The following is a 22,103-nucleotide window of genomic DNA, read 5'->3' as shown; positions in this document are numbered from 1 at the left end:
ACCCGGCTTTTTCGGCAAGACCGCCAGGAATCATGGGAGTATCGTCGTGAAGCACATCCATATCATCGGCATCGGCACGGGCAACCCGGAGCACGTCACCATACAGGCAATCAATGCGATGAACGCCGCCGACGTGATCTTCCTGCCGCTCAAGGGCGCGGCAAAGGAAGAGCTTGCCGAAGTCCGCCGCGAGATCTGCGAGCGGTATATCACACGGCCGGGGATCCGGATTTCAGAATTCGCAGTGCCGCAGCGACAGACGGCCGACAGAAGCTACACGCAAAGCGTCGACGCCTGGCATGGCGAGATCGCCCATATCTATGGAGAGCTGATCGCCGGCCTGCCCGAGGATGGCAGCGGCGCCTTTCTGGTCTGGGGTGATCCCAGTCTCTACGACAGCACGATCCGCATCATCGAACGGGTGCGGCAGCAAGCCGACCTGGATTTCGATTACAGTGTCGTTCCCGGCGTCACCAGCATCCAGGCCCTGGCGGCCAGCCACAAAATCCCGATCAATCTCGTCGGCAAGCCGATCGAAATTACCACGGGGCGCCGGCTGGCGCGGGAGGGGCTCCAGGCGCCCACGACGGTCGTCATGCTCGACGGCGAACAGGCTTTTGCGAAGATCGACGACCCAGATGCCGAGATCTTCTGGGGCGCCTATCTCGGTACCGAGGACGAGATCGTCCGATCAGGGCGGCTCGGCGATGTCGCGACCGATATCCTCACCCTCAGGAGCGAGGCCCGGCAACGGCATGGCTGGATCATGGACATCTATCTCCTGCGCAAGGGACGGGATTTCGAGGAATAGCCGGCCGACCGTTTCCATCATGTTTTGCCGCGTCTGCCGCGATCATGTAAGACACGGACAGAGGATTAAGAATGGGCAGTGAGACCGCCAAGGCGATCGATAGAAGAGACGCGACGGACGGCCGTGATCGCGCGGCGGCGAAGAGGCACGCGCGCGGCGCCTGCCCCGCCCTTGCCGCGCCGATGCCGACCGGTGATGGCCTGCTCGTGCGGCTGCGGCCGGCCGGCGGCGCGTTGACGCTCTCGCAATTCTCCGCCCTTGCTCGCTCAGCTGCGGCGCATGGAAACGGCATTCTCGAGATCACCGCACGCGGCAATCTGCAGATCCGCGGGCTGCGGGCCGAGACGGTCGGACAGCTCGCTTCCGATATCGATGCCGCCGGGATCACCGTGCCGGACGGGCCGGCGATCGAGATCTCGCCGCTGCATGGCATCGACCCGGAAGAGGTGAGCGATCCGGCCGCAATGGAACTGGCCCTGCGCAGCAAGCTTCAGGAACTGCTCGCCTCGCCGCGGCTTGCGCCTAAACTGTCGATCGTCATCGACGGCGGTGGAACCTTCGGCTTGTCGGCGCTTTCCGCCGATATTCGTGTCGTCGCACTATCCCAAGCGCATTGGCTTGTCGCCATCAACGGCGATGGTGCGACCGCAACGCCGGTCGCGGCCGGTCCTGCGGAGGCGGCCGTCTCGGCCGTAGGCGAAATCCTGGTTCTGCTGGCAATGCTCGGGCAGGGCAGTCGGGCACGGGATATCGATCCGGTGCTTCTGCAAACACATTTTCCCGCCATGGCCACCATCCGATCCATTCAGTCGTGCTCGGCAAGGATGCCGCTACCGGGCCTGCATAGGCTGGCGGACGGCAAAGCCGTGCTCGGCGTGCGGCCGGAATTCGGCCAGACGAGAGCGTCCGACCTGACCGCCCTGCTCGATCTCGCCAAAGCCTCCGGCGCAACGGCCATCCGGCTGGCGCCGGGTCGCGGTTTCTTCTTCCTCGGCCTGCCGGCAGAGAGAGTGCCGGCGATCAGAGCCGCGGCCGCCCAATATGGCTTCAGCGCGCAACCTGGCGAGAAAGCGGAGCATATTGCCGCCTGCGCCGGCGCCGGCGCCTGTGGCTCCGCCTTCTACGAGACACGAACGCTGGCCCGCCGCATCCTGGCCGCCGCACCCGACCTGTTCGACGGGTCGCTGACGCTGCATCTCTCCGGCTGTGCCAAAGGCTGCGCGCATGTGCGCCCGGCGCTGACCCTGACCGGCACGGCTGAAGGTTACGATCTCATCCTCAACGGGTTGGCAATGGATCGGCCGGATGAACGGATCGCTGGCGGACGGATCGATTTCGCTATAGAGAGGCTCGCCCGCTCCATCGAAGATAACAGAGGCGCTGGCGAATCGACCGCCGCCTGCCTTACACGGCTTGGCGCAACCGGCGTTTCGAAGGCGCTGCGACAGGAATAGGAATGCCAGACTACGATTATATCCGCAGCGGCGACGCGATCTATGAGCGTTCCTTTGCGATCATCCGCGCCGAGGCCGATCTTTCGCGCTTCACCGAAGATCAGGCCGAGATCGCCGTGCGCATGATCCATGCCTGCGGGCTGGTCGAAGCGGCGGAGCATTTTTTGTTTTCCGCCGATGTCGTCAGCGCGGCGCGCGAGGCGCTGAAAGGTGGGGCACCGATCTTCTGCGACGCGGAAATGGTCGCTCAGGGCGTTACCAGGGCACGGCTGCCGGCGATGAACGAGGTGATCTGCACGCTGCGCGATCCCGCCACGCCGGAGCTTGCGGTTAAGACCGGCAATACGCGCTCAGCCGCCGCCATGCATCTGTGGCTCGAACGGCTCGGCGGAAGCATTGTCGCGATCGGCAATGCGCCGACGGCGCTGTTCCACCTGCTCGAACTCTTGCGCGACGGCGCCCCGAAACCCGCTGCCATCCTCGGCATGCCCGTTGGTTTCGTCGGCGCGGCGGAATCGAAAGATGCGCTGGCGGAAAATTCCTATGGCGTCCCCTTTGCCATCGTGCGCGGCCGGCTCGGCGGCAGCGCCATGACGGCGGCCGCCATCAATGCGCTGGCGAGGCCGGGCCTATGACAAAACAAGGCCGCCTGATCGGCGTCGGCACGGGTCCCGGCGACCCGGAGCTCCTGACCCTTAAAGCCGTCCGAGCCATCGAAGATGCCGACGTCATTGCTTACTTCGCCAAAGAGGGCAGGGGCGGCAACGGCAAGGCGATCGTCGAGCCGCTGCTGAAATCCGGCGTGACGCTGCTGCCGCTCTATTATCCCGTCACCACCGAGATCGACAAGAACGACGAGCGTTACCGGAGCCTGATCACCCAGTTCTATGACCGGTCCGCCGAGGCAATCGCCGGCCATCTCGATGCCGGGCGCACCGTCGCCGTGCTCAGCGAGGGTGATCCGCTGTTCTACGGCTCCTACATGCACCTGCATGTCAGACTTTCCCAGCGCTACCCGACGGAAGTGATCCCCGGCATCAGCGCCATGTCGGGCTGCTGGTCCCTGGCCGGCATGCCGATCGTCCAGGGGGATGACGTGCTTTCCGTACTGCCCGGTACGATGGCCGAGGCCGAGCTGACGCGTCGCCTGGCCGATACGCAAGCCGCCGTCATCATGAAGGTCGGCCGCAATCTGCCGAAAATCCGCCGGGCGCTGGAAACTGCCGGACGACTCGGCGAAGCCGTCTATGTCGAACGCGGCACCATGGCGAATGCGGCCATGGCAAAGCTTGCCGACAGGGCCGACGGCGATGCGCCGTATTTTTCGCTCGTCCTGGTGCCGGGCTGGGAGGGCCGCCGATGAGCGGCGCGCTTTTCGTAATCGGCACCGGTCCCGGCAATCCCGAACAGATGACGCCGGAGGCATTGGCTGCCGTCGACGCAGCGACGGATTTCTTCGGTTATGGACCCTATCTCGACAGGCTGCAGCTCCGCGACGATCAGCTGCGCCATGCCTCGGACAATCGCGAAGAGCTGGATAGGGCAGGGGCGGCACTTTCGATGGCAGCCGACGGCGCCAAGGTCTGTGTCGTCTCCGGCGGCGACCCCGGTGTCTTCGCCATGGCTGCCGCCGTCTGCGAGGCGATCGAGAATGGCCCGGCCGCCTGGCGTGCGGTCGATCTCACCATCCTGCCCGGCATCACCGCGATGCTGGCGGTGGCGGCAAGAGCCGGGGCGCCGCTTGGCCACGATTTCTGCGCCATCTCGCTGTCCGACAATCTAAAGCCTTGGAATATAATAGAAAATCGTATCGAATTGGCGGCCAGGGCCGGCTTCGTCATCGCCCTTTATAATCCGATCAGCCGGGCGCGGCCCTGGCAGCTCGGCGAGGCCTTCAAGCTGTTGCGCGACCATCTGCCGGCAGCGACACCGGTCATATTCGGCCGCGCGGCCGGACGGCCGGACGAACGTATCGCCGTACAGCCGCTGTCGCAGGCGGATGCCTCGATGGCCGATATGGCGACCTGCATCATCATCGGCTCGGCCGAAACGCGGGTCGTCACGCGGCCCGGCAGGCCGGACCTCGTCTACACCCCGCGATTCATGGCGGAGGGGAAGAGGTGATCGACCGCCGCCAGCGCCGCCTCGACAGTTTCGACCGTCTTGACCGTGGACGCTTGCGCACGCGTGACCATCATCACCTCGATGCCGAGCAGGCGGGCTGCCTCGATCTTCGCATAGGTGGCGACGCCGCCGCTGTTCTTGGCAATGATGACATCGATATGGTGCTGCCTCAGCAGAGCCAATTCGCCTTCCAGCGTGAACGGACCACGATCGAGGATATAATCGACATTCGCAAGCGCAAGCGGCGGCTCGACGGGGTCGACGCTGCGAACGAGATAGTGATGCTGTGCTGCCGCTTCGGCATTATGCGCACCCTGCCGGCCCGTTGCCAGGAAAACATGGCGGGGGGAGGGGCCAAGCGCCTCAATGGCCGCCGGAATGCTCCGCACGTCCCGCCAATGATCACTCGGCAGGCGCTGCCATTCGGGACGACGCAGAGCGATCGCGCTTATGCCGGTGGCCTCGGCAGCATGGGCGGCATTGGCGGAGATGCGCTCGGCGAAGGGATGCGTGGCGTCGATCAGCAGATCATATCCGCCCCCGTTCAGGAAATCGGCGAGCGCCGCGGCGCCGCCGAAACCACCGATTCGAACCGGAACCGGCTGCGCAGCCGGTTTTTCGGTGCGACCGGCCAGCGACAGAAGAACGTCGCAATCGTCGCGCGCCGCGAGCGCTTCGGCCAGCAGGCGCGCCTCGCTGGTGCCGCCGAGGATCAGAATGCGAGGTCGTCCCATGTCTGATCTCTCTCCTCCCGGCAATCAGCCCTGGCTGACTATTATCGGCATCGGTGAAGATGGTCCAGAAGGGCTGGGCGAGGAGGCGAAAAGGCTGATCGCCAGCGCACCGGCCGTCTTTGGCGGCGCACGGCATCATGCGCTGGCGGCGCCGCTGATATCAGGTGAGAGATTTTCCTGGCAGAGCCCGTTCGCGCGCTCGATCGAGGCCATCCTTGCAAGGCGCGGCACGCCGGTCGTCGTGCTCGCCTCCGGCGATCCGTTTCTCCATGGCGTCGGCGCAACGCTCTCCCGCCATGTGGCGGTGGAAGAGATGCGTACCATCCCGGCGCCTTCGGCCTTCAGCCTTGCCGCCTCGCGCCTTGGCTGGCCGCTGCAGGACGTCGCGACGATTTCGCTGCATGGCAGGCCGATCGACCTGATCCGGCCGCATCTGCACCCTGGACGGCGCATCATCGCGCTGACCTCGGACGAGAACGGGCCTCGCGCGCTGGCAAACCTGCTTGCCGCCGATGGTTTCGGTCAGTCACAGCTTACCGTTCTCGAGGCTCTGGGCGGCGCGCGGGAACGGCGCAGAAGCGCGATCGCCGCGGATTTCGATCTGGCGGACATCGATCCCCTCAATGTCTGCGCCCTCCATATCGCGGCAGGGGAGGGGGCGCGCATTCTGCCTTTCGTCGCCGGGCTCGAGGACGAACTGTTCGAGCATGACGGACAGATCACCAAACGCGAAATCCGGGCAATGACGCTGTCGGCGCTCGCGCCGCGGCACGGTCAACTGCTCTGGGATATCGGCGCGGGTTCGGGATCGATCGGCATCGAATGGATGCTTGCCGACCCGTCGCTGAAGACGATTGCCATCGAGCAATCGCCGGAGCGGGCGGCGCGGATCGCCCGCAACGCATCCGCCTTCGGCGTGCCGCATCTCGCCGTCATCGAAGGCGCAGCACCCGGCGCGCTTGCAGGCCTGCCGGAACCCGATGCGATCTTCCTCGGCGGCGGCGGCAGCGAGGCTGGCGTCATCGATGCTGCCGTTGCGGCGCTGAAGCGGGGAGGGCGGCTCGTCGCCAATGCCGTGACGCTGGAAATGGAAGCCGTGCTGCTCTCAGAACAGGCAAAACGCGGCGGCTCGCTGACGCGCATCGAAATAGCGCGCGCCGGCGCCATCGGCGGCATGAGCGGCTGGCGGCCGGCCATGCCGGTGACGCAGTGGCGTTGGACGAAAGGATGACGGAATGACGGTGCATTTCATCGGCGCGGGGCCAGGGGCTGCGGATCTGATCACGGTGCGTGGCCGCAATCTCATCGCCCAGTGCCCGGTCTGTCTCTATGCCGGTTCGATCGTCTCTCCCGACCTGCTGCAATATTGCCCGCCGGGCGCGCGTATCGTCGATACCGCGCCGATGTCGCTCGACGAGATCGAGGCGGAATATCTCGCCGCCGCGGCTGCCGGGCAGGATGTCGCAAGGCTGCATTCCGGCGATCTCTCGGTGTGGAGTGCGGTGGCTGAGCAGGTGCGCCGGCTGCAAAAACACGGCATCGCCTATACGATGACGCCGGGTGTTCCGGCCTTTGCCGCCGCTGCCTCCGTGCTCGGTCGCGAACTGACGATCCCGGCCGTGGCCCAGAGCCTGGTGCTCACCCGCGTTTCCGGCCGCGCTTCGCCGATGCCGAATGACGAGACGCTGGCGAAATTCGGCGCCACCGGCGCCACGCTGGCGATCCATCTGGCAATCCATGCGCTGAAGCAGGTGGTGGCGGAATTGACGCCGCTCTACGGCGCCGACTGCCCGGTCGCGATCGTCGTCAAGGCCTCCTGGCCGGACGAGCGCGTGCTGCGCGGCACACTCCGCGACATCGAGGCAAAGGTTGCGGCCGAGCCGATCGAACGCACGGCGATCATCTTCGTCGGCCCATCGCTTGCGGCAGAGGATTTTCGTGAGAGCTCGCTTTACGACCCCGCCTATCAGCGCCGGTTCAGGGGCCGCGAATAGATTAATGCGGTCGGCCGCTCGCCAGCGGCCGACCGCATCGACAATCGTGGCGACACTTCATGACAGCGCCGCAGGTCTTTGCAGTCTCAAACTCGTGCGGTGAGATGATCCATGCTGGTGCGTAGCGCTGCAGCCGGGTCCTTGACGGCATGCACTTCGGCTGCGAAGGGCTCGAAGGAGAACGGACCCTTGTAGCCCGCCTGCAGCAGCGCACGGATCTGCCCGGCATTGTCGAGCCGGTCGTCGCCATCGACGAGCACGCGGTGGGAATCGCGCATATCGGCAACCGACACAGAGGGGTCGCTGACGCCGGAAATGTGGACGAGACCGGCAAGCTCCGGGAAGGTCGCCGCTTCGCCGGCAAGGTGATGGTGGAAGGTGTCGTGGACGAGCTTGAAGGTCGATTGCGCGCCGAGTTCCTTGATCGCCTCGGCCGCCTCGGTCTTCGAACGCAGCGAGCAGATCTCGAAACCGAGCGGCTCGACGAGGCCGATGATCCCAGCTTTCTCGAGCATCGACTTCAACGCCGTCAGGGACTGGCGCAGATTGGCCTGCCGTTCGCCATCGGCGCAGCCGGTGCCATCGTTCTTCGGAACGAGGACGAGCGCCTTGGCGCCGCAGGCGCTGGCATAGTCGATCAGTTCCTGCGCTTCGCCAGCCCGGGTTGCATTCCATTCGTTGAAGCGCTGCAGCGCATTGATCGAGATGATCGTCAGCCCGTGGCTCTCGGCGGCTTGCTTGATCGCTTCGGGTTTGGTCCCGTCGAGAATGGCGTTGCCGGAAAGGTCGTTGCGGATCTCGACCGCGTCGATGCCGAGCGACTTTGCCAGCGCGAAGAAATCATCGATGGCAAGCGACGGCGCGGCCATATGGTTGAGCACAAAGCGGATCGAAGTCATGGCTGGTATTTCCTCCTCGTCTCCGCGTCGTGGCGGAGCAGTCCTCGTGAATAGTCCGGGAATCTCTATCGGAATTTGCCTGGCAATCCATCCGTCATCGCCCACGCGTCGCCCTCATCGCTGAAAGAATTTCCGTCGGAATGATGGAATTCCATCATTTCTCAGATGTTCTCCGAAATATGAATGTCGAAAGGCAGGAAGATCTGCCCGGGAACAGCGGTTTCGCCGTTTTCGATCGCGCTCCTCATCAGAGCCATTAGCTCCTTGCAGAGTGCCGGCAACGGAGTGCCGATCGCCATGGCAACGATTTCGTCGGCAAGACCCGCCTTGCTATCGGGTGTCAGCTCGTTGACCACGAGGACGATTCTGCCGCCGACGTCCTCTTCGCGGATCGCCGAGATCGCACCTTCCATGCCGCCGCCGCAAACGTAAAAGCCGACGAGATCGGGATGTTTCTCTAACAGTGTCAGCGTTGCCTCGTGGGTGATCTCCGGGGTATCCAGGTTGATCAACGTATCGATGACGTCGAATTCCGGCGCGTTTTCACGAAAATAGGAACGAAAACCGATCTCGCGCAGCTCATGTCCGTGAAAACGGTGGCTGCCGACGAAACAGGCGACTTTGCCCGGCACACGGGCAGTCTTGGCAATCACCCAGGCGGCGGTACGGCCGACCTTGCGGTTGTTGACGCCAATATAGGCATTGCGTACCCCTGAGGCGAAGTCGGAAAGCAGCGAAAAGACGGGAATGTCTCCTTCCCTCAGTTCCTCGATTGCCGCCGTCACCGCAGGATAGTCTGGAGCGACGAGAGCGATGGCCTGATTGCGGGCGCCGAGGGCCTTGAGCTTCTCGACGATCGCCGCCGGTGTCGAAGCGGAGGGATAGTCGATCTGGATCTGGAGACGGGCGGTGGTCACGGCACGCGCCGCCACTTCGATCTCGCGAGCGAAAGCCTGATAGAAGGGTTGCATCGGCTTCTGTAGCAGGAAGGCCAGCCTGTATTGCGGCAGATCCTCGAAGACGCGTTGCCGGATGAGACCGACGGCATGGTAGCCGATCGACTGGGCTGCATCATAAACCCGCCGCGCCGTTTCCTCGCGCACGCGGTGGCGACCGTTGAGAACCCGGTCGACGGTGGCAACACTGACGCCCGAGGCGCGGGCGAGATCGGAGATGGTGGGACGGCGCATCGGGGTTCCTGATAGATTCGATCATGGATGCAAGCCATTTCTGATGGCTTTTGATAGATTATATCAAGCCTGCATTGAGCGCCTTACAAAGTCAACCTATCCTCCCAGGCAGGGCAACGGGAGGCAGATGATGGCGACCCAGACAAAGAAACGTGACTACGATCTGCTTGGCGAAAGCGGCCGCACCGCCGTCGAGACGGGGCTGGCGGCAGCACAATGGTACCACACCGATATTCCGCGCAAGGAGATGAAGGCGCTGATGCAGCGCTCCGATGCGCCGGCGATCCGTGACACGGTCATCTGGCTCGGCAGCATGGCGGTTCTTGCCGGGCTCGGCATCTATTTCTGGGGTTCGTGGATCGCCGTGCCCTTCTTCCTCGCCTATGGCGTGCTTTACGGCTCGGCCTCCGACAGCCGCTGGCACGAATGCGGTCACGGCACCGCTTTCAAGACGCGCTGGATGAACGACGCCGTCTACCAGATCGCCTGCTTCATGATCATGCGCAATCCGGTGACCTGGCGCTGGAGCCATGCGCGCCACCACACCGATACCGTCATCGTCGGCCGCGATCCGGAAATCGCTGTGATGCGGCCGCCGGACCTCCTCCGGCTGGTTCTCAATTTCTTCGGCATCCTTGATGTCTGGCACGCTGTCATCGACATGCTGCGCAACGCCTTCGGTGTCGTCAGCGCCGCGGAAAAGACCTTCATTCCCGAGATGGAGCAGCCCAAAGCGATCCGCATCGCCCGCATCTGGCTGGCGATCTATCTCGCCACGATCGCCGTCGCAATCGCCACCGGCTCGATCCTGCCGCTGATGCTGATCGGCCTGCCGCGTCTCTACGGCGCCTGGCACCATGTGCTGACCGGGCTGCTGCAGCATGGCGGGCTTGCCGACAACGTCATCGATCACCGGCTGAACAGCCGCACCGTCTATATGAATCCCATCAGCCGTTTCATCTACTGGAACATGAATTACCACGTCGAACATCACATGTTCCCGATGGTGCCCTACCACGCGCTGCCGAAGCTGCACGCGATGATCAAGCACGACCTGCCGGCGCCGAACCCGTCGATCCTCTCCGGCTATCGCGAGATGATCCCGGCCTTCCTGCGCCAGCTGCGCAACGAGGATTATTTCCTGAGGCGGGAACTGCCGGCCACCGCGCGGCCCTATCGCGAGGAATTCCACAACGAACTGGCGCCGGCGGCGCAATAATCGAAAATCGAGGAGGACAAAGATGAGCGGAAACTGGATCGAAGTCTGCGGCAAGGACGAGATCGACGAAGAGGATGTCATCCGCTTCGATCATGGCGGGCGCACCTTCGCGGTCTACCGCAGCCCCGACGACGAGTTCTTCGCGACCGACGGGCTCTGCACGCATGAACATATCCATCTCGCCGACGGCTTGGTGATGGATGAGATCATCGAATGTCCGAAACATAACGGCCGCTTCAACTACAAGACCGGCGAAGCCAAGGGCGCCCCGGTCTGCGTCAATCTCAAGACCTATCCGGTCAAGGTCGAAGGCGACACCGTCTTCATCGCTGTATAAGGAGGCGGGCGTGGCTCATTTCGTCATCCTGGGTGCGGGCGAATGCGGTGCCCGCGCCGCCTTCGCCTTGCGGGAAAAGGGTTTTGACGGCGAAATAACGCTTGTCGGAGCGGAACCCCTGCACCCCTATGAGCGGCCGCCGCTTTCGAAGGCGGGGGCCGATGCGAGCGATCCGAAATTCATCGTTGCCGCGGAAAAATACGCCGAAAACTACATCCGGCTCCTGACCGGCCTGGAAGCTACGGACTTCGATCCCGCCTCCAGGACCGTCACGCTTTCGAATGGCACTGCGCTTCTCTACGACAAGCTGCTGCTGGCGACGGGCGCGGCCGCGCGATCGTTCCCCGGCGCCCCGGAGGACAGTCCGCATATCCGCGCGCTTCGGACCCATGACGATGCGGCGGCGCTGCGCGAGGCCATGAAACCAGGACGGCATATCGCCGTCATCGGCGGCGGCTTCATCGGCCTGGAGCTTGCGGCGACGGCGCGCCTGCTCGGCGCGAAGGTCACCGTCATCGAGGGGCTGGAACGGGTGCTGAAGCGCGGCGTCCCGGAGGAGATCGCTCATCTGCTCACCGAGCGCCACCGCGCCGAAGGCGTCGATATCCGCTGCGGCGTCTCCATCGAGGCGCTGACGGCGGAAGGCGGGAAAGCCCGCATCCGATTGTCGAGCGGCGAGGTGATCGAAGCCGATCTTGCTCTCGTCGGCATCGGCGCGCGGCCGAATGTCGAGATCGCGCAAAGGGCGGGGCTGACGATCGAAAACGGCATTGCCGTCGACACCTGCCTCCGGACCTCGGCGCCTGACGTTTTTGCGGCCGGCGACTGCTGCTCCTTCCCGCTGCCGATCTATGGCGACCGGCGGGTGCGGCTCGAATCCTGGCGTAATGCCCAGGAGCAGGGCACATTGGCCGCGGCCAACATGCTCGGCCTCGACGAAGCCGTTTCATCGGTGCCGTGGTTCTGGTCGGATCAATACGACATGACGCTGCAGATTGCTGGCCTTGCCGAAGGGGCGGCCACGCATTACCGCCGCGACCTCGGCGCCGGCGCCTTCATTCTTTTCCATCTCGACGCCGACGGACGGCTGATCGCCGCCAGCGGCATCGGCCCGGGCAATGCGGTGGCGCGCGACATCAGGCTTGCGGAAATGCTGATCGCCGCACGCACCCACCCCGCCCCGTCGGCGCTGACAGCCGCCGACGTCAAGCTGAAATCCCTTCTGGCCGCCTGAGCCGTCCGACATTTTCAAAGGAATTGATGATGAAAAAACATAAGCGTGCAACCGTCGCCGATCTGCTTTCGGAAAAAGGCAAGCGCCAGCTGACCATGCTGCGCGTCACCTCGCTGGAAGAGGCGGAAGCGGCCGAAAAGGCGGGGATCGACATCGTCTCGGTGCCGCCATCGCTGCTCGGTCCGGTCTTTCGCGAGATCGCGCCCACGCCCTTTGCCATTCCGGGGCTCGAATATGGCGACCATGTTTCGGCCGAAGACTATCTGCGCGCCGCCTTCGCGGCGCTGAAGGCCGGCGGCGACGCGGTCTATTGCGCCGCCAGCCTACAGATCGTCCGGCGCCTGCGCGATGAGGGCATTCCCGTTTGCGGCCATCTCGGGCTGATCCCGTCGAAGGCGACCTGGACCGGCGGCTTCCGCGCCGTCGGCAAGACGGCGGCGAGTGCGGCCGAAATCTGGCGGCAGACCAAGGCGCTGGAAGAGGCCGGCGCCTTCGCTGCCGAAATCGAAGTCGTGCCGGGCGATGTCGCTGCCGCCATCAGCAGCAATACTTCGATGCTGATGATCTCGATGGGGGCCGGCAGCGGCTGCGATGCCCAATATCTCTTCGCCGACGACGTGCTTGGCGCCAACCGCGACCACTATCCCCGCCATGCCAAGGTCTACCGCAACTTCGCCGCCGAACACGACCGGCTGCAGCGCGAACGCATCGCCGCCTTCACTGAATTCGCCGATGATGTCCGAACCGGCGCCTACCCGGAAAAGCGCCATCTCGTCGGCATCGAGGAAAGCGAATTGAAGGCTTTCCTGGATCGGCTGGCGGGCGAGACGGGGAATAGCTGAGCGTCTGTTCTTGCCTTCGCTTGCGCTCAGCGCATTCGCTCCTATCGTCGCTCACCCCCTCAGCTGCCTGCCGGCATCTTCTCCCCGCTGGGGAGAAGGGGGATGTGGCAGCGTCTCGCCCTCCTAAAAGGTTCGCTTGCAGAAAACGAAGCTTGCATCTTGCTCCCCCTTCTCCCCAGCGGGGAGAAGATGCCCGTAGGGCAGATGAGGGGGGTGAGGAGCGCCCGCGACGAACGCCTTGAGCGCAAGCGAAAGGCATCTTCACGAGAGACAGAGAGATGTGGAAGGCCCGCGAAGTGGCTTCCGTTCCATTGGCTTCCGCTCCCGCCTGTGTCAGGAATGACCCATTCGGAACGGAGTATTCGGCCCCCTGTGACGATCGGCTTTGCGCATGCGGAACTGATTGCGGTGCTCGTCGCAGTGACGGGGGATGAGCCGCGCGTGATGACCATCCGGTCCGGCGGCGCGCTGCCGTCAGGTCCCTTCGAAATGGGCCATCGCACCCTGCAATCAGGCCTGCGCGAATGGATCCAGGAACAGACGGAGCACCCGGTCGGCTATCTCGAGCAGCTCTATACCTTCGCCGACCGCGACCGAAACAACGACATCCCGGGCGGGCGGACGATTTCGATCAGCTATCTCGGCCTCGTCAACGAGCAGGCGGGCGCCGGCCGGCCGGGATGGCACGGCTGGTACGACTATTTCCCCTGGGAAGACCATCGGCAGGGCCGCCCGGCCGTGCTGGATGAGATCATGACGCGCCTCGGAAGCTGGGCGGATGCCGATCCGGCCCGGCGTGATCACCGCCATCGCCGCGCCGATTTCACCTTCGGCCTCGATGGCGGCGGCTGGAACGAGGATCTGGCGCTGCAACGCTACGAACTGCTCTATGAAGCCGGGCTCGTGGCCGAAGCCGGATGTGCTGGTGAAGCCAATCTCGGCCGGGCAATGTTTGCCGATCACCGCCGCATTCTCGCGACCGGGATCGCCAGGCTGCGCGCCAAGATCAAATACCGCCCCGTCGTCTTCGAGCTGATGCCGGAGAGCTTTACGCTGCTGCGACTGCAGCGCACCATCGAGGCGCTCGCCGGGCTGACATTGCACAAACAGAACTTCCGCCGCCTGATCGAACAGCAGGAACTGGTCGAGGAGACCGGCGGCACGGAAAGCGAAACCGGCGGCCGGCCGGCCAAGCTTTTCCGCTTCCGCCACACCGTGCTCGAGGAACGGGCACTCGCCGGAACGAAATTACCGCTCTCCCGCAATTGACATATGCTCAGAACGAGAATATCTCTTTGCCCATGATATGCTCAAATAGAGCATAATTAGGAGCCGGCCATGAATCATCCTGTTTCCGCATCCTCGCTCTATGAGCGCGTCAGCCGCGTCATCCCCAAAGCCGAATGGATGGCGTTCGAGAACGACGTCGACGCCATCCTCGCGCTCAAGCGCCGCCGCAACGCCGTCATTCTCGCGCATAATTACCAGACGCCGGAGATCTTTCACGGCGTGGCCGATATCGTCGGTGACAGCCTGGCGCTCGCCCGCAAGGCGATCGAGGTCGATGCCGACGTGATCGTGCTCGCCGGCGTGCACTTCATGGCCGAGACCGCCAAGCTGTTGAACCCTGAGAAAACCGTGCTGATCCCGGACCTCGGCGCCGGCTGCTCGCTGGCGGATTCGATCACACCGGAGGATATCGCGCTGTTGCGCCAGGCCCATCCCGGCGTGCCCGTCGTCACCTATGTCAACACCTCGGCCGCGGTGAAGGCCGCCTCCGATATCTGCTGCACCTCGGGCAACGCCAAACAGGTGGTGGAATCGCTCGGCGTGCCGAAGGTGCTGATGATCCCGGACGAATATCTGGCGCGCAACGTCGCCCGCGAGACCGATGTCGAGATCATCGCCTGGCACGGCCATTGCGAAGTGCATGAACTCTTCACCGCCGACGATGTCCGCCAGCTGCGCGAAAACCACCCCGGCGTGACGGTGCTCGCCCATCCGGAATGCCCGCCCGACGTCGTGGCCGAGGCCGATTTCGCCGGCTCCACCGCCGTGATGTCGGATTATGTCGGCAGCCGGAAGCCGGCGCGTGTGGTGCTGCTGACAGAGTGCTCGATGAGCGACAACGTCGCCGTGCACCATCCCGACGTCGAGTTCATTCGTCCCTGTAATCTCTGCCCGCATATGAAGCGGATCACTCTCGCCAATATCCGCGCCGCGCTTGAGGAAAACCGCCATGAAGTGACGGTCGATCCGGCAATCGCCGCTGCGGCGCGGCGCGCCGTCGAAAGGATGCTGGCGATATGAGCGAACGTCTCGATCATCTTGGCGGGCGCACCGTCATCGTCGGCAGCGGCTTGGCCGGGTTGATGACCGCACTGACGCTGGCGCCGGAACCCTCGGTCATCGTCACCCGCGCTGCCCTCGGCACACAGACCTCGAGCGCCTGGGCGCAGGGCGGCATTGCCGCCGCCATCGGCGCCGACGACAGCGCGGCGCTGCATCTGGCCGATACGCTTGCGGCCGGCGACGGGCTCTGCCATCGGACCGTCGCGGCCGGCATCATCGCCGAGGCGCCGTCGGCAATTGCAGCGCTGGAACAGGCCGGCGTGCGCTTCGACCGCAATGCGGCGGGAGAATTCTCGCTCGGACTGGAGGCGGCCCATAATCGCCGCCGCATCGTCCATGCCGAAGGCGACGGCTCGGGTGCGGCAATCATCGCCGCCTTGGTGCGGGCCGTGGCGCAGACGCCCGCCATATCCGTGCTCGAAGGCTTCGAAGCGCGGCGGATTCTGATGGACGGCGACGAGGTCGCCGGCCTGCTCTGCGCGACCGCGGGTGGAGCCGCCATCCTGCCGACCGGAAAGGTGGTGCTCGCCACCGGCGGCATCGGCGGTCTTTATGATGCGACCACCAATCCGCTCGGCAATTTCGGCCAAGGGATCGCGCTCGCGGCACGGGCAGGTGCCGATCTCGCCGACATGGAATTCGTCCAGTTCCATCCGACTGCGCTCGATTCCCGCCGCAGGCCCTTAGCGCTGGTCAGCGAGGCGGTGCGCGGTGAGGGGGCCTTGCTCGTCAACGAACGCGGCGAGCGGTTCATGGCCCGCATCCCGGGCGCCGAGCTTGCGCCGCGCGATGTGGTGGCGCGCGCCATCAGCGCCGAGATCGCCCGCGGCGACAGGGTCTTCCTCGATGCCCGCGACGCGCTCGGCAGTCGGTTTGCCACACGCTTCCCGGTTATCGCAGCTCTTTGCGGTGAAGCCGGAATCGATCCGGCGAAAGACCTCATTCCGGTGCGCCCGGCCGTTCACTACCACATGGGCGGGATCGCGACCGATGCCAACGGCCGCAGCTCGGTTCCCGGCCTCTGGGTTGCCGGGGAGGCAGCCTCGACCGGCCTGCACGGCGCAAACCGGCTGGCCAGCAATTCACTGCTGGAGGCAGCGGTGATGGGCATGCGGGCGGCGCGCGACATAGCGGGCATGCCGGCACGCACCGGCAGTCCCTGCCAATCCGAAAGGCTGCCGGTGTCGACCGACGCATCGCTTGTCTGGCCGATCGTCTCGCGCCATCTCGGCGTGCTGCGCAATCGGGATGCCGTCCAGGACGCGATCGCTGCCCTGCTGCCGCTTGCCGAAAGTGACGGCCCTGCCGCCGATCCGGCCATCGTCGCGCTGTTGATCGCCGTCTTTGCCGGCCTGCGGATGGAATCGCGCGGCGCCCATGCCCGCACCGATTTTCCGCTGAAGCTCGCCGATGCGCAACGCCGACGGATGCGCCTTTCCCAGGCGTTGGAGATCGCCCGCGCAACCCCGCCCTATGCCCTTGCCAGGAGTGCCTGAGATGAGCCTCGTTCCCCTTCCGCGCCTGATCGTCGAGCCGCTGGTGCGGGCGGCCTTGCTCGAAGATCTCGGCCTCGCCGGCGACATCACGTCGGCATCTGTCATCCCTAGGGATCACCGCTCGACGGTGGTGATGGCCGCCCGTCAGCCGGGCGTGATCGCCGGTCTCGACGCGGCCGAGCTCGCTTTCACGCTCGTCGATCCCGAGATCGTCCTGCGACGCCATGTCGAGGATGGCGACGCGGTCAAACCAGGCGACGTGATCGCCACCATCGAAGGTCCGTCGCGCGGCCTGCTCACCGCCGAGCGCACCGCACTGAATTTCCTCGGCCATCTCTCCGGCATCGCCACCGTGACGGCCGAGATTGCCGCCGTCATCAGCGGCAGCAAAGCTTCTGTCGCCTGCACGCGCAAGACGACGCCGGGGCTGAGGGCGCTGGAGAAATATGCGGTGCGGGCCGGCGGCGGCATGAACCACCGTTTCGCCCTTTATGACGCCGTGCTGATCAAGGACAATCACGTGGCGATCGCCGGCGGCGTTGCCGAGGCGATCCGCCGGGCCCGGGCCGGTGTCGGCCATCTGGTGAAGGTCGAGGTCGAAGTGGACAGGCTCGATCAGCTGCATGAGGCGATGGAAACAGGCGTCGATGCCGTTCTGCTCGACAATATGACGCCGGATCAGCTGCGCGAGGCCGTCGCCGTCGTCGCCGGCCGGGCGATCACCGAGGCATCCGGCCGGGTGACGCCGGCAACAGCCGCCGCAATCGCGGCCTCCGGTGTCGACCTCATTTCCGTCGGCTGGCTGACCCATAGCGCGCCGGTGCTGGATATCGGCCTCGATTTCGTCGAGGCCGCAACCGCGGCGGAACCCCGCGCCAAACGCGTCGCACCGGTGCTGTGATCCTCGGCTCTGCTCGCTGAAATTGCCGGCCATCGAGCCTCGCTCGGCTGAAATAACGGACGGCAATTCGTGTCGCCTGGAAAGTGTTGGCAAGCATTTCCTGTCGGCAGACGCGAAAAAATGCAAATATTCGACGAAAAATCCGCTTTTCGATAGCAAAGCCGCTATGCGCGGACCGCATATAGCTCTAACATAGAGTTGACCGGCGAGTGCGTATGCGCGCTTGGCTTTCAGGGGTGAGAAGCGGGATGCAACGGACATCCGGACAGATGTCGACGAGCAGGCTTTGCCTGCTCGGAAGGCCGCGACTGCTGGCAGCGGGGAGGGAACTCCCCTTGCCGGAGAAGTCTTATTTTCTCCTCGCCATGCTCGCCGCCGAAGCCAATCTCGAACTCGACCGCGAAACCGTCAGGCGCCAGCTTTGGCAATCGGAATTGCCGGAAAAGCGGGCAGGCAGCCTGCGCCAGCTGCTGTCGCGCATCGAGCAGAGTATCCCCGCCGAGCTTCCGCCGCTGCTTGCCGCAACCCGAACCCATATCGGGCTTGCGGATGGCTGGGAAGTCGACGTTCATTTGCTGAAGCAGAAAGGGCCGCTCGCCGCTGAAGACGGCGACATCCTGAATGGCGAACTGCTCGAAGGCGCCAAGTCGCCGACGCAGGGGGCCGAGGACTGGCTGACCTTCGAGCGCCAGCGTGTTGACGAATTGCGCGCCGCCCATCTCACCCGGCTGGTCGAGGCTGGCGAAGACAGATCGGAGGAAGAGCAGGTCGCCTTTGCCCGGCGGCTGCTGGAACTCGACCCCGCCAGCGAGACGGCCTATCGGGCCCTGATGCGCCTCTATGTCAGGATGAACGATCTTGCCGCGGCCCGTCAGGCCTATCTGAAGTGCAAGAGCCAGCTGAAGGACGACTTTGATACCGAGCCGGAGGAAAGCACCACCGCGCTTGCCCGCGAACTCGGCCTGGTCCCGGCAGCACAGGCCGCGGCCGAGCGCCCGTCCTCCGCGCTCGGCGGCTTCGCCGACCCGCTCGGCCAGCCGCGGATCATCATCCTGCCGCCTGAAAGTATTTTTACCGATCCGCTGATGGAGCGCGTCGGCCGGGCCCTTCTCGAAGACGTCACCATCGGCCTCAGCCAGCAGCGCGGCTTCAAGGTGATCGCAGCCCATACGAGCCTCGAGATCCTCAGCCGCTCGGTCGATCCGGCGCGCGCCGTCCCCGGCCCCCTCGACCTCAGCTTCGATTATGCGGTCTACGTGACCATCCAGGGCCGCGACGAGGATGTCTATGCGACCTGCAGGCTGACGCGGACGACGACGTCGGAGGTGATCTGGGCGCTGGAACTGCCGCTGGTCATGCAGAAGATCAGCGAATCCTTCGCGCATCTGACACGGCGGATTGTTTCCTCGCTCGCCGACACGATCGAGCGCCACGAACTGGTGATGCCGATCGGCGATGCGCCGCCATCCGCCTACCGTCTCTATCTGGAAGGCAAGCGGCTGATCGCCCAGACCGACCTGCAGCATCTGCGCCAGGCGCGCAAATGGTTCAAATCTTCGCTCAATCGTTACGAGAATTTCTCGGCCGCCCATGCCGGCGTGTCGCGCGCGCTCGGCATGGAATGGCTGATCCGCGGCATGCAGGACACCGACCTGCTCGACGAGGCGAATGGGGCCGCGCGGCTCGCCCAGCAATCCGACCCGAACAGCGGCCGGGCCTACCGCGAACTCGGCTTCGTGGCGCTGTACCGCCGCCGTTTCGACGAAAGCCTGGAATATTTCCAGCAGGCCCAGGATCTCAATCCCAACGATGCCGACATCCTCGCCGATTATGCCGATGCCCTGTGCCACTACAGTGACTTTGACAAAGCGCTGGATCTGAACAAGGCTGCTTTCAAGCTTAATCCCTTGCCCCCCGATTATTACTACTGGAATCGTGGCGGCATTCATTTCGATCGCGGAGAATACCAACAGACGATCGAAGCGCTTGAGCCGGTGAAGTCCAAACAGGCGACCGCCCGACTGCTCGCCGCCGCCCATGCTATGGCGGGCGACGTGAAAAAGGCCGGCACTTATGCCAAGGTTGTTCTGGAAAATTTCCCGGATTTCCGCAGCGAAGACATTCGCCATTTCGTGCCCGATCGCGATCCCCGGTACACCGAAACGCTGATTCATGGCCTGCATCTGGCCGGACTTCCCTGATTATGCGGCCTTTTAACGAAGCCTGTAACGCTTAAATGACGCAGGTAGTGTTCCCCTCCAATGGTTAACGGCAGCCCGGCTGCCTATCCATTGGAGATGGAACATGAAAGCCACTGTTGAAACCAATGCCGCAATGCCCTTCCAGCCGCGTTTCTCGGCTGCAGCCAAGGCAGCGATGAAGCAGGACGAACTCAACATCACTGCGAACGCGCTGGAAAATCTGACACACGCCCTGAAGTTCCGCTGAGGAACAAACAGGTATGTCCGCCTTCGCCGACCTTGAAACGCTAGCCGGTGACCTCGAACGATCATCGGCCGGCATCAGCGACTATCATGACCGCGCGGTCACGCCGGCGCAGACATTGGCCGCCGTCAGGCCGCATCTGCGCGAATTCGGCATTACGCGCGTCGGCCTGCTGACCGCTCTCGATGTGCTGAACATCCCCGTCGCCTTCGCGACGAGGCCGAACAGCCATACGCTTTCGGTCTTCCAGGGCAAAGGCATCGACAATGATGCCGCCATGGCGTCGGCCGCCATGGAGGCGATCGAGACGCGGATCGCGGAAATTGCGCCAGCCGACCTGACACTGGCGACCGTCGAGAGCATGCGGGCGGAAGGCGCCGCCATGATCGATCTCGACAATGTTGCGCGCTGCGCGCCCGATGACATCGGCGGCGGCCCCATCCCCTGGTGCTCAGGCCTCGACATCCTCTCCGGCAGCAGCGTCTTTGTCCCCTGGTGGCTCGTCGGCCTTGACCATCGCGGCGAGCGACCGTCGGGCTTCGAGCAGTCGAGCGACGGGCTCGCCTCCGGCAACACGCCGTCCGAAGCGGTCCTGCATGGGCTTTGCGAACTGGTGGAGCGCGACGCCTGGGCCCTGACCCAGCTGAAATCGCCGCAGCGCCTCAAGGAGAGCCGCATCGACCCCGCCTCCTTCGGTGATGCGGTCATCGATGTCATGACCGACCGGATTTCGCGCGCCGGCATGCGTCTGCTGCTGCTCGACATGACGACGGATATCGGTGTCCCGGCTTTTCTGGCCGTCATCATGCCGGGCAATCTGTCCGACCGCGTCGATGCGCGCTGGGCCCATGTCTGCGGCGGCTGCGGCTGCCATCCCGATCCCGTGCGTGCTGCGCTGCGGGCCATCACCGAGGCGGCGCAGAGCCGGCTGACGGCGATCGCCGGCAGCCGCGACGATTTCTCGCCGCGCATCTATCAGCGGCTCGACAGGAGTGCGGCGATGCGGCAGGTGGTCGAACTCTGGGAGGGCGATAGCCGAATGCGCGCCTTCCAGCCCCGCCATCGCCGTCCCGCAACCATCCAGGAGACCATCGGCCACATTGCCGACCGGCTGACGGCGACCGGCATCGAGCAGATCGTCGTCGTGCCGTTTCCGCATTATCAGGCTCTGCCGGTCTCCGTCGTCAGGGTGATCGTGCCGGGCCTGGAAGTCGATATTTCAGGTCAGTACATCCAACTCGGCCTGCGCGCCGTCAACACCATGAGGGGAGCCCAATCATGAAGGTTCTGTTCGTCGGTCCGAGCCTTGGTGGCGGTCTTGCCGCAGCGAGAAACATGTCTCCCTGCATCGATTTCCGGCCGCCTGCCGTCTGCGGCGACATTCTCAAAGCGGTGGAGGATGGGGCCACCGCGATCGGCCTCGTCGACGGCTATTTCGGCGATCTGCCTTCGGTCTGGCACAAGGAAATTCTCTACGCGCTCGAGCACGATGTCGCCGTTGCCGGCGGCGCCAGCATGGGCGCATTGCGGGCCGCCGAATGCGCTCCTTTCGGCATGGTCGGGCTCGGCTCGATCTTCGAAGATTACCAGTCCGGACGGCTGCTCGACGACGAGGCCGTCGCGCTTGTGCATGCGCCGCAGGCGCTCGGCTGGCTGCCGCTTTCGGTGCCCTGGGTCGATTTCGAGCCGACGATCGATGCGCTTCACGCCGGCGGTGAGATTTCGTCGGCCGAGCGCAAGAAACTGCTGCTCTCCGGCCGCTTCCTGCATTTCTCCGAACGCACCTATGCGCGGGTGGTGGACGAGTGCCATTTCCGCAAGGCGCGCCGCGACCATCTGCTCGCGGCCCTCCGCAAGAACCGGGTCGAACGCAAGCGGGACGACGCGCGGCTGGTGCTGGAATGGCTGCGCCGTGACGAATTCGTGCCCATCAACCGTGACTGGCACTTTGCCGCGACCTCTCACTGGGAGCTTTTGCACGCCGAAGTCACGCGCAGTGTGACGCCTGTAACGCTTGTATAACGGTAATGGCGAAAAGATGCAGTGGTGATGGAATCTGAGGCCTCCACGG

The 22,103-nt window shown here is 64.5% G+C and carries 22 protein-coding genes; 19 read left to right on the top strand and 3 right to left on the bottom strand.

The annotated features are described in order from the left end of the window. The first annotated feature begins 46 nt into the window (after positions 1–46). The 5 genes from cobF (at position 47) to CO655_RS04160 (ending at position 4,389) form a co-directional block, all read left to right on the top strand. On the top strand, positions 47–811 hold the full coding sequence (gene cobF / locus CO655_RS04180) for a precorrin-6A synthase (deacetylating) (RefSeq protein WP_097664070.1): 765 nt from the start codon (positions 47–49) through the stop codon (positions 809–811). Positions 812–882: 71 nt separating this feature from the next. Then, a complete protein-coding gene (cobG, locus tag CO655_RS04175; protein ID WP_097663904.1) occupies positions 883–2,265 on the top strand; it encodes a precorrin-3B synthase in 1,383 nt (460 codons plus the stop codon). Positions 2,266–2,267: 2 nt separating this feature from the next. Beyond that, positions 2,268–2,900, top strand: coding sequence for a precorrin-8X methylmutase (locus CO655_RS04170; protein WP_097663903.1), 633 nt, complete (start codon positions 2,268–2,270; stop codon positions 2,898–2,900). Continuing rightward, positions 2,897–3,628 carry a precorrin-2 C(20)-methyltransferase gene (locus CO655_RS04165; RefSeq protein WP_097663902.1) on the top strand — a complete coding sequence of 244 codons (732 nt, stop codon included), beginning with the start codon at positions 2,897–2,899 and terminating at the stop codon, positions 3,626–3,628. The genes CO655_RS04170 and CO655_RS04165 overlap by 4 nt, the downstream gene beginning before the upstream one ends. Further along, on the top strand, positions 3,625–4,389 hold the full coding sequence (locus CO655_RS04160; protein WP_097663901.1) for a precorrin-3B C(17)-methyltransferase: 765 nt from the start codon (positions 3,625–3,627) through the stop codon (positions 4,387–4,389). Before CO655_RS04165 ends, CO655_RS04160 begins: the two co-directional genes overlap by 4 nt. Here CO655_RS04160 and CO655_RS04155 read toward each other — a convergent pair. Beyond that, positions 4,353–5,123 carry a cobalt-precorrin-6A reductase gene (locus tag CO655_RS04155; protein ID WP_097663900.1) on the bottom strand — a complete coding sequence of 257 codons (771 nt, stop codon included), beginning with the start codon at positions 5,121–5,123 and terminating at the stop codon, positions 4,353–4,355. The genes CO655_RS04160 and CO655_RS04155 overlap by 37 nt on opposite strands. Between CO655_RS04155 and cbiE the strand changes: the two genes are divergently transcribed. Next, the gene (gene cbiE, locus CO655_RS04150; RefSeq protein ID WP_097663899.1) at positions 5,122–6,354 is read left to right on the top strand and encodes a precorrin-6y C5,15-methyltransferase (decarboxylating) subunit CbiE; all 1,233 of its coding nucleotides are present in this window, start codon (positions 5,122–5,124) and stop codon (positions 6,352–6,354) included. The two genes, CO655_RS04155 and cbiE, sit on opposite strands and share 2 nt — an antisense overlap. 4 nt (positions 6,355–6,358) lie before the next feature. Continuing rightward, a complete protein-coding gene (gene cobM, locus CO655_RS04145; protein WP_097663898.1) occupies positions 6,359–7,117 on the top strand; it encodes a precorrin-4 C(11)-methyltransferase in 759 nt (252 codons plus the stop codon). 86 nt (positions 7,118–7,203) lie between these two features. Here the strand turns inward: cobM and CO655_RS04140 are convergent, their stop codons facing one another. Further along, complete coding sequence (locus tag CO655_RS04140) at positions 7,204–8,016, bottom strand: TIM barrel protein (protein WP_097663897.1); 813 nt, start codon at positions 8,014–8,016, stop codon at positions 7,204–7,206. Between the two features lie 161 nt (positions 8,017–8,177). After that, positions 8,178–9,206: a LacI family DNA-binding transcriptional regulator gene (locus CO655_RS04135; protein ID WP_097663896.1), complete on the bottom strand. Its 1,029-nt coding sequence runs from the start codon at positions 9,204–9,206 to the stop codon at positions 8,178–8,180. A 130-nt stretch (positions 9,207–9,336) separates the two neighbouring features. Between CO655_RS04135 and CO655_RS04130 the strand changes: the two genes are divergently transcribed. The 12 genes from CO655_RS04130 (at position 9,337) to CO655_RS04080 (ending at position 22,054) form a co-directional block, all read left to right on the top strand. Further along, entirely contained in the window at positions 9,337–10,425 is a 1,089-nt protein-coding gene (locus tag CO655_RS04130) for a fatty acid desaturase family protein (RefSeq protein WP_097663895.1), read from the top strand. A gap of 22 nt (positions 10,426–10,447) precedes the next feature. Next, positions 10,448–10,762 carry a MocE family 2Fe-2S type ferredoxin gene (locus CO655_RS04125; RefSeq protein WP_010028639.1) on the top strand — a complete coding sequence of 105 codons (315 nt, stop codon included), beginning with the start codon at positions 10,448–10,450 and terminating at the stop codon, positions 10,760–10,762. A gap of 10 nt (positions 10,763–10,772) precedes the next feature. After that, positions 10,773–11,996: an FAD-dependent oxidoreductase gene (locus CO655_RS04120; RefSeq protein WP_097663894.1), complete on the top strand. Its 1,224-nt coding sequence runs from the start codon at positions 10,773–10,775 to the stop codon at positions 11,994–11,996. A gap of 26 nt (positions 11,997–12,022) precedes the next feature. Further along, positions 12,023–12,838 carry a 3-methyl-2-oxobutanoate hydroxymethyltransferase gene (locus CO655_RS04115; RefSeq protein ID WP_010031211.1) on the top strand — a complete coding sequence of 272 codons (816 nt, stop codon included), beginning with the start codon at positions 12,023–12,025 and terminating at the stop codon, positions 12,836–12,838. A 339-nt stretch (positions 12,839–13,177) separates the two neighbouring features. Next, positions 13,178–14,107 (top strand): hypothetical protein, encoded by a 930-nt coding sequence (locus CO655_RS04110; protein WP_170964990.1) that lies wholly within the window; start codon positions 13,178–13,180, stop codon positions 14,105–14,107. 69 nt (positions 14,108–14,176) lie between these two features. Beyond that, positions 14,177–15,148 (top strand): quinolinate synthase NadA, encoded by a 972-nt coding sequence (gene nadA, locus CO655_RS04105; RefSeq protein ID WP_097663893.1) that lies wholly within the window; start codon positions 14,177–14,179, stop codon positions 15,146–15,148. Then, positions 15,145–16,686 carry an L-aspartate oxidase gene (locus tag CO655_RS04100; RefSeq protein WP_097663892.1) on the top strand — a complete coding sequence of 514 codons (1,542 nt, stop codon included), beginning with the start codon at positions 15,145–15,147 and terminating at the stop codon, positions 16,684–16,686. Before nadA ends, CO655_RS04100 begins: the two co-directional genes overlap by 4 nt. Further along, positions 16,664–17,587 (top strand): carboxylating nicotinate-nucleotide diphosphorylase, encoded by a 924-nt coding sequence (nadC, locus tag CO655_RS04095; RefSeq protein ID WP_170964991.1) that lies wholly within the window; start codon positions 16,664–16,666, stop codon positions 17,585–17,587. Before CO655_RS04100 ends, nadC begins: the two co-directional genes overlap by 23 nt. A 248-nt stretch (positions 17,588–17,835) precedes the next feature. Beyond that, positions 17,836–19,788 (top strand): BTAD domain-containing putative transcriptional regulator, encoded by a 1,953-nt coding sequence (locus CO655_RS04090; protein ID WP_097663891.1) that lies wholly within the window; start codon positions 17,836–17,838, stop codon positions 19,786–19,788. Positions 19,789–19,891: 103 nt separating this feature from the next. Next, the gene (locus tag CO655_RS33750; RefSeq protein ID WP_176539216.1) at positions 19,892–20,035 is read left to right on the top strand and encodes a hypothetical protein; all 144 of its coding nucleotides are present in this window, start codon (positions 19,892–19,894) and stop codon (positions 20,033–20,035) included. A 13-nt stretch (positions 20,036–20,048) separates the two neighbouring features. Further along, complete coding sequence (locus CO655_RS04085) at positions 20,049–21,314, top strand: YcaO-like family protein (protein WP_097663890.1); 1,266 nt, start codon at positions 20,049–20,051, stop codon at positions 21,312–21,314. Next, positions 21,311–22,054 (top strand): TfuA-like protein, encoded by a 744-nt coding sequence (locus CO655_RS04080; RefSeq protein ID WP_097663889.1) that lies wholly within the window; start codon positions 21,311–21,313, stop codon positions 22,052–22,054. Before CO655_RS04085 ends, CO655_RS04080 begins: the two co-directional genes overlap by 4 nt. Positions 22,055–22,103: the final 49 nt, after the last annotated feature.

The organism is Rhizobium sp. M1 (assembly GCF_002531805.1).
In the GTDB taxonomy this organism is placed as follows: domain Bacteria; phylum Pseudomonadota; class Alphaproteobacteria; order Rhizobiales; family Rhizobiaceae; genus Rhizobium; species Rhizobium etli_C.
This window is presented reverse-complemented; position numbering and strand designations above follow the sequence as displayed.